The sequence below is a fragment of the Blautia sp. An46 genome (assembly GCF_002161645.1).
GTDB lineage: Bacteria > Bacillota > Clostridia > Lachnospirales > Lachnospiraceae > Blautia > Blautia ornithocaccae.
Genome location: NZ_NFIF01000020.1, coordinates 69,418 through 79,585 on the forward strand (window position 1 = coordinate 69,418; position 10,168 = coordinate 79,585).

General features: G+C 42.7%; 11 protein-coding genes and 1 pseudogene. 9 read left to right on the top strand and 3 right to left on the bottom strand.

Going from position 1 to position 10,168, the window contains the following annotated elements; all coding sequences use genetic code 11:
* Positions 1 to 19 precede the first annotated feature (19 nt).
* The 9 genes and pseudogenes from B5G00_RS14945 to B5G00_RS14985 form a co-directional block, all read left to right on the top strand.
* Positions 20 to 1,153 carry a chitobiase/beta-hexosaminidase C-terminal domain-containing protein gene (locus tag B5G00_RS14945; RefSeq protein ID WP_087274160.1) on the top strand — a complete coding sequence of 378 codons (1,134 nt, stop codon included), beginning with the start codon at positions 20 to 22 and terminating at the stop codon, positions 1,151 to 1,153.
* Positions 1,154 to 1,353: 200 nt separating this feature from the next.
* Positions 1,354 to 2,241, top strand: a complete 888-nt coding sequence (locus tag B5G00_RS14950; protein WP_087274162.1) for a sulfide/dihydroorotate dehydrogenase-like FAD/NAD-binding protein — start codon at positions 1,354 to 1,356, stop codon at positions 2,239 to 2,241.
* Positions 2,241 to 3,632 carry an NADPH-dependent glutamate synthase gene (gene gltA / locus B5G00_RS14955; RefSeq protein WP_087274164.1) on the top strand — a complete coding sequence of 464 codons (1,392 nt, stop codon included), beginning with the start codon at positions 2,241 to 2,243 and terminating at the stop codon, positions 3,630 to 3,632. The genes B5G00_RS14950 and gltA overlap by 1 nt, the downstream gene beginning before the upstream one ends.
* 244 nt (positions 3,633 to 3,876) lie before the next feature.
* Positions 3,877 to 4,620 (top strand): DNA alkylation repair protein, encoded by a 744-nt coding sequence (locus tag B5G00_RS14960; RefSeq protein WP_087274166.1) that lies wholly within the window; start codon positions 3,877 to 3,879, stop codon positions 4,618 to 4,620.
* Positions 4,601 to 5,152, top strand: a complete 552-nt coding sequence (locus B5G00_RS18925) for a DsrE family protein (protein ID WP_158229657.1) — start codon at positions 4,601 to 4,603, stop codon at positions 5,150 to 5,152. The genes B5G00_RS14960 and B5G00_RS18925 overlap by 20 nt, the downstream gene beginning before the upstream one ends.
* Before the next feature lie 15 nt (positions 5,153 to 5,167).
* A complete protein-coding gene (gene rlmH, locus B5G00_RS14970; protein ID WP_087274168.1) occupies positions 5,168 to 5,647 on the top strand; it encodes a 23S rRNA (pseudouridine(1915)-N(3))-methyltransferase RlmH in 480 nt (159 codons plus the stop codon).
* A 51-nt stretch (positions 5,648 to 5,698) separates the two neighbouring features.
* A complete protein-coding gene (locus tag B5G00_RS14975; protein ID WP_087274170.1) occupies positions 5,699 to 6,115 on the top strand; it encodes a pyridoxamine 5'-phosphate oxidase family protein in 417 nt (138 codons plus the stop codon).
* 78 nt (positions 6,116 to 6,193) lie between these two features.
* Positions 6,194 to 6,853 (top strand): suppressor of fused domain protein, encoded by a 660-nt coding sequence (locus B5G00_RS14980; protein ID WP_087274172.1) that lies wholly within the window; start codon positions 6,194 to 6,196, stop codon positions 6,851 to 6,853.
* A gap of 235 nt (positions 6,854 to 7,088) precedes the next feature.
* Positions 7,089 to 7,208, top strand: a pseudogene (locus B5G00_RS14985) (helix-turn-helix transcriptional regulator); the annotation flags it as partial.
* Positions 7,209 to 7,799: 591 nt separating this feature from the next.
* Here the strand turns inward: B5G00_RS14985 and B5G00_RS15000 are convergent.
* From B5G00_RS15000 to B5G00_RS15010, 3 genes are all read right to left on the bottom strand, one after another.
* A complete protein-coding gene (locus B5G00_RS15000; RefSeq protein WP_001255868.1) occupies positions 7,800 to 8,666 on the bottom strand; it encodes an aminoglycoside 6-adenylyltransferase AadE in 867 nt (288 codons plus the stop codon).
* A 205-nt stretch (positions 8,667 to 8,871) separates the two neighbouring features.
* Positions 8,872 to 9,501 carry an alpha/beta fold hydrolase gene (locus B5G00_RS15005; RefSeq protein WP_002584987.1) on the bottom strand — a complete coding sequence of 210 codons (630 nt, stop codon included), beginning with the start codon at positions 9,499 to 9,501 and terminating at the stop codon, positions 8,872 to 8,874.
* A gap of 25 nt (positions 9,502 to 9,526) precedes the next feature.
* Positions 9,527 to 10,168, bottom strand: a 642-nt coding sequence (locus tag B5G00_RS15010) for a transcriptional regulator (RefSeq protein WP_087274191.1), incomplete at its 5' end; no start/stop codon positions are given.

A 10,168-nucleotide genomic window follows, 5' to 3' on the forward strand; every position in this document is an offset into this window, starting at 1 on the left:
GAATGAGGATTTGATATAGATGAAGTGTGGAAACTGTGGTGCAGATTTGGAAGAAGGAACCCTGTTTTGTCCTGTATGCGGAAAGGAAGTTCAGTGGGTGCCGGAGTACAATACACTGGAGACCCTCATTAAGCAGAGAGAGCTTGAAGAGCGGGAAAAGAAACGCAGGGAAATGGAGGCCAGAAAGGAAAGAGAGAAAGAAGAGAGAAAAGCGGAACTGGAGAGGAAAAAGAAAAAGCATAAACGGCAGGTGATTGCCGGCGTGGCAGGAGGCATTATAGTTCTGGGTATCGCTGCTTTTGGATTTATCTATCAGACACAGATAAACTCTTTTGACCATCAGATGAGCCAGGCAGAAACGGCCTATAGAGAGGGCGATTATGACAGTGCTCTTCAATATATAGCCAGGGCCCGGGAATTGGAACCAGACAATCCGGAAGCCGAGATCCTGGAGGCCAGGATTTATGTGCGGGATAATAACGAGTCAGCCGCTCAGTCAATTCTCCTTTCAGTGATCCAGGAGAATCCGGATAATACAACGGCCTATGGAGAACTTTTAAGACTTTATGAACAACAGGGAGAATATACGGCTATCCGTGATCTTATGAACCAGGCCAGTGACAATATGAGAGAAATTTATCAGAACTATGTATGCTCCCTTCCAGAAATTTCTCAGGAGGGAGGTTCCTACAGTGAAGAAGTGACGATTGAAATTTCCAATATCCCTTCGGGAACAACTGTGTATTATACCCTGGACGGTTCTGACCCGGACCAGGACAGTGAAAGATATGAAGAGCCTGTAGAGCTGACTGAAGAGGGGACGTTTACTTTCAAATATATTGCCTATAATGAAAAATCAGTTCCAAGCGATACAGGAGAGGAAGAATATGTTATCAGCTTTGACGCTCCGGAGCGGCCCAAAATCGCACCGGTATCAGGTATGTATGAATATCAGGAAAATATCATTGTAACTGCTCCTGAGGGCTGTACGGTGTATTATGCTTTTGATGAAACACCTACAGTAGACAGTACGGAGTATACCGGGCCTGTAGCTATGCCTCAGGGAGAACATACTTTTTCCGCTATTGCCGTAGACAGCCGGGGGAAAAAGAGTCCTGTAGCCAGTGAAGTATATGTATATTACGGATATTAGGGGAAAAACCGCCTATTATAGAGGCAGATTGCACAAAATTCACTGCTTTAACGAGAAAGTGGATTGAATTTTTATGCGGTTTGTCTTATACTAACATGTAGCAATCATAACAATATATCGACAAAAGCCAAAAGAAAGCAGATTTTTGCTGGAAGGTCAGCAGATAAGCCGATATTTTGTAAGAATATGAGGAGGAGACTATGTATAAGATTCTAAAAGCACAACAGCTTAATGAGGTTGTTTATCTCATGGATGTAGAAGCGCCTATGGTTGCAAAGCATTGTATGCCGGGCCAGTTTGTCATTGTTAAATTAGATGACAAGGGTGAAAGGATTCCTTTGACCATTTGTGATTATGACAGAGAGGCGGGTACGATCACGATTGTATTCCAGCCGGTGGGAGCCTCCACAGAGAAATTTACAAAACTTAAGGCAGGAGACGCTTTCGAGGATTTTGTTGGTCCTCTGGGATGTCCATCTGAGCTTGTAAATGAAGATATAGAGGAGTTGAAGAAAGAAAAACTTCTGTTTGTTGCCGGCGGTGTAGGTACTGCACCTGTTTATCCTCAGGTGAAATGGCTGCATGAACAGGGAATTGAAGCGGATGTTATCGTAGGAGCCAAGACAAAAGACCTGATCATTCTGGAAAAGGAAATGGAAGCTGTAGCAGGAAATTTATATATTACTACAGATGACGGTTCCTATGGCCGCAGCGGTATGGTTACTAAAGTTATCGATGACCTTATGGCAGAAGGTAAGACTTATACAAAATGTATATCCATCGGTCCTATGATCATGATGAAATTCTGTTGTCTGACTACTCAGAAATACAATATTCCGACTATCGTATCCATGAATCCTATCATGGTAGATGGTACAGGAATGTGCGGCGCCTGTCGTGTGATTGTAGGCGGAGAAGTGAAATTTGCCTGTGTAGACGGCCCTGAATTTGACGGACATAAGATTGACTGGGATCTTGCAATGAAGAGACAGCAGATGTATAAGACTGAGGAAGGAAGAGCATTGCTGAAAGAGCGTGAGGGAGATACTCATCACGGCGGATGCGGAAACTGCGGAGGTGACGAATAATGGGTAACGTATTAGAAAAAGTACCTGTCAGAGAACAGGATCCAAAGGTAAGAGCCACAAATTTTGAAGAGGTTTGTCTCGGATATAATAAAGAAGAAGCTATGGAAGAGGCGGCTCGCTGCCTGAACTGTAAAAACGCTAAATGTATCAAGGGATGTCCTGTTTCAATTAATATCCCTGCTTTTGTTCATGAAGTGAAGGAAGGCAATTTTGAAGAAGCGTACAAAGTGATCAGCCAGTCCAGCGCACTTCCTGCTGTATGCGGACGTGTATGTCCTCAGGAAACCCAGTGTGAGGGCGTCTGCATCAGAGGCGTAAAGGGCGAGGCTGTGTCTATTGGAAAGCTGGAACGTTTTGTAGCTGACTGGGCAAAGGAAAACGGTATCAAGCCGGAAGCTCCTGCTGAGAAGAACGGCCATAAAATAGCCGTGATCGGTTCCGGTCCTTCCGGACTTACCTGTGCAGGTGACCTTGCAAAACTGGGATATGATGTAACTATTTTTGAAGCTCTTCATCAGCCGGGAGGAGTTCTGGTATACGGTATTCCGGAGTTCCGTCTTCCAAAAGATAAAGTAGTAAAAGAAGAAGTAGAAAACGTAAAATCTCTTGGCGTTAAGATAGAGACCAACGTAATCATCGGTAAGTCTACTACTATCGATGAGCTGCTGGAAAAGGGCGGCTTCGAAGCGGTATTTATCGGCTCAGGAGCAGGTCTTCCTATGTTTATGGGAATTCCGGGGGAAGTATCCAATGGAGTCTTCTCTGCAAACGAATACCTTACAAGAAGTAATCTGATGAAAGCTTTCCGTGAGGATTACGATACACCGATCAAGACAGGAAAGAAAGTTGTGGTAGTAGGCGGCGGAAACGTTGCTATGGACGCTGCCAGAACAGCTCTCCGTCTGGGTGCAGAGGTACATATCGTATACAGAAGAAGTGAAGAAGAACTTCCGGCCAGAAGAGAAGAAGTTCACCATGCAAAAGAAGAGGGTGTGATTTTTGACCTTCTTACAAACCCTGTAGAAATCATTCCAGATGAAAACGGCTGGGTGAAAGCAATCAAGTGTGTGCGTATGGAACTGGGAGAGCCAGATGCTTCTGGAAGAAGACGTCCGGTAGTTATCGAAGGTTCTGAATTTACCATGGAAGCAGACACTGTGATCATGTCCCTGGGAACTTCACCAAACCCACTGATTTCCTCTACAACAATCGGTCTGGATATTAACAGAAGAAAATGTATCATTGCCGATGAGGAAAACGGCCAGACTTCTAAAGAAGGCGTATTTGCAGGCGGTGACGCCGTAACAGGAGCTGCTACAGTTATCCTGGCTATGGGCGCTGGAAAGGCTGCTGCAAAAGGTATTGATGAATTTATCAAAAACAGAAAATAAAATTAAACAGATTTAAATCTGTAAAATAGGGGAACTGCTGTATGAACAACATTAAGAGATTGATGTTGACGCAGCAGTTCCCTTTTTATGCAGGAAAAAATCAGGACAACTTCGACAATTTATAAATATGCATTTAAATGTATAAAAGGAAATTATAAATATGAATTGCATATATCGGAGGAATAACTTAGAATATAAGAAAGATTTTCAGATAACGCATCATGATCTATAAAGGAGATATAGTATGTCGGAATGCAGAAACGAGACGTCTTACTCTGTTACCCAGTGGGTCAGAGAAGAATTGGAGAAAAATACAGATCCAGACTATCGGGAGTTCCATAAATCCTTAGTTCCGGGAATGGGAAACTTTTTGGGAGTTCGTGTACCTCAGCTCCGTAGGATCAGCAAAAAGGCAGCCAGAGAGGACTACTGGAGCTTTACAAAAGAGGCAGATCCAGAGATCTATGAGGAGTTGATGATCAGGGGAATGATGATTGGATATGCCAGATTAAGTAGAGAAGAGCGTTGCCGGGAGCTGGAGGCTTTTGTGCCGTATATCAACAACTGGGCCATCTGTGACTGCTGCTGCGCCACTTATAAGTTCATGGAAAAAGACCAGGAGGAGTGGTTTGCCTTTTTAGAACTATATGCAGACAGTGTACAGGAGTATGAAATACGTTTTGCGTTGGTTTCTATCCTTGATTTTTTTATCAACGAGGAGTATATAGACCGGGTTCTGGAAATTCTGGGGAAAGTACATCATGAAGGATATTATGTGAAAATGGCGGCAGCCTGGGCAGTTTCTGTCTGCTATGTGAAATTTCCAGAGAAGACGGAAGTCTTTCTCCGCAAAAATCTTCTGGACGACTTTACTCACAATAAGGCGATCCAGAAAATCCGGGAGTCCTATCGGGTTTCAAAGGAAGACAAAGAAAGATTAAAAGAACTGAGGAGGGAGAGAGTTTCCTATGAAAGCGGAAGTAAATGACAAAATTAGAATTATCAATAAAATGAATGACTGGTCTATGGAGTACCAGGAAGGAGATATTTTTACAGTAGAGAGCACCTGGTATGGAGGCGTCAACGTGACCAGCAAGACCGGAGTGCCGATTTCCCTGGATGAAGTAGAATATGAGGTGATGAAAACAGAAGATTCGTCGGGAGTTTCGGGGAAAGAAGAGAAAAAGGTCCTGCTCCATGCAGATACGAAAAAGGGACTTATACGAGCATTGAAAGCCGGAGCAGAGCTGTTCTGTGCATGGGAACAGGAAGGCCAGCCGGGAAAGATTCAGATCCTGGCAGAGGATCAGGCAGTCTGTGGCTGCAGGGACAGGGAAGAAATCGGAGAGAAGATAAAAGAGCTGACAGGAAAAGGAGGTCGTATCCTGGTCTGCAAAAAGTCTATGGCAGAGTGCGGTACAGAAGAACAGGAACTGCCAGGAGGTGCAGAGACTGTTCCCTGGGGAATTTCAGAGCTGCTCCAGAAACAGGCAGAAGGATATCTTTATATAAAGTTTTAGGAAGGAACGGAAATCATGAAGATTACCATTGTAACTGTTGGAAAAATCAAAGAAAAATATCTCCGGGACGCTGTAGATGAATATACAAAACGTCTGAGTAAATATTGCAGGCTGGAAATTATTCAGGTGGCAGATGAAAAGACTCCGGAGAATGCCAGCGAGACAGTGGAGAACCAGATACGCCAGAAAGAAGGAGAACGGATTTTAAAGTATCTGAAAGAGGATGCTTACGTCATCACATTGGAAATTGGCGGAAAGATGCTGGATTCCGTAGAATTTTCCAAGAAGATAGAAAATCTGGGGATTCAGGGGAAGAGCCATCTTATCTTTGTCATCGGCGGTTCCATCGGCCTGGGCCAGGAGGTGTTGAAGCGCTCCGACTATGGGCTCAGCTTTTCCAAGATGACCTTTCCACATCAGCTTATGCGGGTCATATTGCTGGAACAGATATACAGAGGGTACCGTATTATGGCGGGAGAGCCGTATCATAAGTAAGGGCGGCTTTATAGCCTGACATCCTTACTATTTTGAGGAGGAGATAACTTTATGAGAAAATTATGCTCAGAAGCAGAAAAAATTATGACTGAACGTTTTGGAAAAGACACAGTGATTGCATTAGCGACGGTGGAACAGGAAGTGCCGTATGTACGGAAGGTAAATGCTTATTATGAGGATGGTTCATTTTATATCATTACATATGCACTTTCTAATAAAATAAAACAAATAGAAAAGAACCCAAATGTTGCGATAGCAGGTGAATGGTTTACCGCACACGGAAAGGGTAAGAATTTAGGGTATTTCGGAAAAGAAGAAAATCGTACAATTGCTGAGAAACTGAAAATTGTTTTTGCCCAATGGATTGATAATGGACATAATGATTTTGATGATGAAAACACTATAATTTTATGTGTGGAATTAACGGACGGACTGTTACTTTCACATGGAACAAGATATGAGTTTTAAACTTCGAATTCCCATTATCTTATGCGGTATGTTGATGCGAAAAAGATCACTACAAAGAAATGAAGGAGGTATTGTAAAATGGCGAGAGAGGAGTATGTGGAAAAAATGAAGAAGGACGATGACTGGGCACCCGGCTGGGATGCAATCGACAGAGAGTTTGACCGGCTGTATCCCGGACAAGAGCCTGCTCATTACGGTACAAATATCCACGCAAGAGCGATTTTCGGAGGCGATAATTATCTTGACGGATATTCTATTTATGAATCTCAGAAAGGCTATCAGCATATAGTCACATACGGAATGAGCGAGCTCTATGCGGAGGAAGAGGCCTTTGGAGGAGAGTACAGCAGATGGGGATATGAGATGACTATAAAGCTTAAAGAAAACAGTGCGGAAGATTGTTTATGGGCACTGGATATGCTGTCAAATCTTGCACGATATACATACACAACCGAAAGATTTTTTGAAGCGGGCGAATGTGTGCCAGGAAACGGAACTTCTCTTCACATAGGGACGGAGTCGCTCATAACAGCACTTCTTATTGTGAATGATACCTCTGCGCAGACTCTGGATACACTGCATGGTAAAGTGGAATTTCTTCAGTTTGTGGGAATAACAGAGTCAGAGCTGGATGCGATTAGAGAAGACAGCAGTAATATTTCCCTTCTGGTAGAGAAGATGAAGAAGGATAACCCGGAACTGATAACGGATATGAAGAGAAAAAAATCTTATTTATAGAAAAATGCAGGCGGAGGGATGATTATTCCAAAAGTATTAAATTCAGAGATGGATGCCTGTGGAGAAAAAAGAAAGAATTGCTTAATTTATTAAAACCGCATTCGGATATGTTATAGAGCGATATATCATAAATAATTGCAGCAGGGAAGTGGAAATGTTATTATGCGTTGCTTGCGGCAACGGGCAGGTTTTCGTACAATTGTGACAACAATTGAAAGAAGGGAGGTTGGATTTCATGCTAAATGAAAACATTAAAGCAATCAGAAAATCAAAGGGTCTGTCACAGGAAGAACTTGCTATTAAGCTGCATGTAGTGCGACAAACAATATCCAAATGGGAGCAAGGGGATTCACTTAGATAAAGATACCACACCATTCCCACGCTGACTTTTGCTCAACCGATACAGCCGGAGGGCTGGATAACAAGAAAAGGCGGTATGCGCCCCGTAGAGGGGTAGCGTACCGCCTTTTCTTGTGGGGGGTTTCCAAAGGGGGCAACGCCCCCATTTGGCACACGACTTTGCGAAGCAAAGTGTAGTGTGTTATACGCTCTGTCGGCGTTGCCGTGAAAATGCCGTTGCCGCCGGGGAGGGGCGGCAGGAAAACAGGGCTGTGCTTGTGTGGCGTGGAGCCGCAAGCGCAGGTCTGTTTTCATCAGCAGACAGGGCGTATATGAAAGCCCCCGTCCCTCGTCCTACGCTCCGACTTGTGGACAAAGTGTCCCGAAGTTGTGGCTACACTCCCGGAAAAGTAACAGGACAGCGGGTAACCGTCAAGGCTGAAATGAACGGGTTTACACCCGGCCTTGACCGCCACCCGCCGTCCCACTGAATGGGTGGACAAGGCGGCCAATCCCTCAAAGTGCTTGTCCGCGCTCTTTCTGATTTTGAGGTATTCAGTTTTTCAAAATTGAATAATCAAAATAAATTTTTTCGATTGAAAAAATTTTATTTGTTATCATCTTCAATGCCATATTTTTTCTTTTGCCGAATCACATAATTACTGATTTTTTCATCATATAGTGGATACTGGTAATCCAACTGGCATGCCACTTCTGACGAAACCTCCCGGAACAATGCCATACATTGTTCAAAGGATTCCCACATATGGGGATAGGAATCCATATTATAAGTGGACATAAGTCGTTCCCACAATTCCTCTGGGACATATTGCTTCATAAATTTATAGTTTTTTCCCAAACTGAAATGAAATCCCTGTTTGATACCAATCAGCCAGGAAATCATGCGAAGCAATTCTTTTCGTACTATATCATTCATATGGTCAATAGCAAAAAGAATTTCTTTGCGGCATAAGCCCTTTACTACATATGTTGTAGTATTCCAAAATTCATTACAGCAATCGTCAAACATTCTTTGAGTAGGCTTCTGCAAGTGGTAGTCTATATCCGTTGGTATTGGCGGCTTTACGATACGGTTGTCTTTATCCAACAGTAACTTTACCAGTTTATCCCATGTAAAATACTCGTCTATCAGTTCCAGCGGCAGCAAAGTTAAATCTATCTTAACATCATCAGTAAACAGCATTAAATATGAAAATCCCTTTTCTACAGCTGGAAATAATTCCATATCTTCCGGCTTTTGCAGAATCAACCTTTCACCAAATATATCTAGCCATTTATCATCACTTGTGAAGCTGTCCATATCCGTAACAAAAAAAGTAATATCAAAATCCTGAAAATCATCAGGCGGAATATTTGTATTTGTTCTAGATCCTTCCAAAGTAACCATGCGAATGCGTTTGTCTGTTTTTGCAAAATTCAAAACAATATCATAAACTTCCTTTTCTGATCTCATTTTTATCTCCTCCAATTATTGAAATAGGTGTGAAACCATTTTAGGGCTTTCCCGCCTTGATTACCCTTTAGCAAAGACGGGCGGGACTGTCAACGGCGGCGCATGAAATGCGCCGTTCATCTTGACCATTGACTGGCTCGGCTGGCTTTGCTATTTATTTTCTAAACTTTTATGCTTGTAGTTTTCGAGTTTCTTTCAGAATTGTTTAAGAATTTTTCAAATAGTATTCATTCAATATATCTGCTAAGGCTTTTGGATTTTCTTCATTGACAACATGGCCTGTATTCTCAATAATTTTCAATTCTGCGCTTCTAATACTTTGTGATAAGTAATCCGCTGATTTCATATTTGCACTGTCTTTCTTTCCGCAAAGAATTAAAGTGGGGCACTTAATATTTTTCACCCTATCACTGAAATCTAAATTCTTCATAGTGTCCCCTAAAGCAAATGTGTTCTTTTTATCAAATGCCATAGTTTCAAAAATAGATTTTGGTAAAAATCTGAAAATTATATTTTGAAAACTAAATGCTACTTTCGGGACTTTATATGGCGTTCCGATTAAAACTAATGTTTTCACTTTTTGCGGGAAATCCAAAGCAAAATTCAGAGCCAAAATACCACCTAATGAAAGACCGCATAAATGAATTTGTCCGTCAAATTCGTTACAATATTTTACAAATGAAGAATATAGATTTTCGTAGCTTGCCTCTTTCCCTTCAAGGATGGAGGATAAATTTGGACATACAATATCTTCGTTGTTTGTCATGTATGAAATTGTTTTTTCCCAACTTGTTGCTTTGTGTCCTGAGCCGTGAACAAATATTTTTGTTGCCATAAGTATCTCCTTTGAATTTTATGTTTTATTTTCCTGCCTGCTCAATCATCTTCTTCGCCAACTGCTGGAACAGGTCGGCAGTTTCTTTGTCCATCGGCGCAAGCTGTCCGATCTGTCCGGCTATCATCGCTGTTACATCGTCAATGGAAAGCGGGTTTTGTTTCTGCTCCGCCATAGTGTCCCGCATGGCTTGGAACATAGCGGCGGTCACAGCTTCTCCCGGCTGTTCCCCGTTGTCAATGTCTTTCTTAATGTCCCGCAGGATAGCAAGGAACACATTTTTGATTTTCTCTATCTCCGCTTCATGTTCCCCCATCTTCTGAGCGTTCAAAAGCTGTAAATCCTGCTTTGCTTCCGCCCGGTGTTCCGGGTGTTCTTTCATCAGGTCGGACAGGGAAGCCGTTGCCATCTCGATAAGCTGGTTTCGTGCCATTATCCCCTTTGCCGCCGTGTCCTGAAAATAAATCCGTATCAAATCTATCAGCTTGGGAAAATTCCTGTGTTCCAGTAAGCGATTGAGTATTTGCACATCAACAGCACCCGTCACAAGCCCCCTCACGGCTCCCTCGGACAAGCCTAATTCAGAAATATCGTAGCTTTTGCGGACGCTCACGGTAGACAAGCCCAGTATGTAGTCTGTCGATACCTTAAATTCCTTTGCCACACC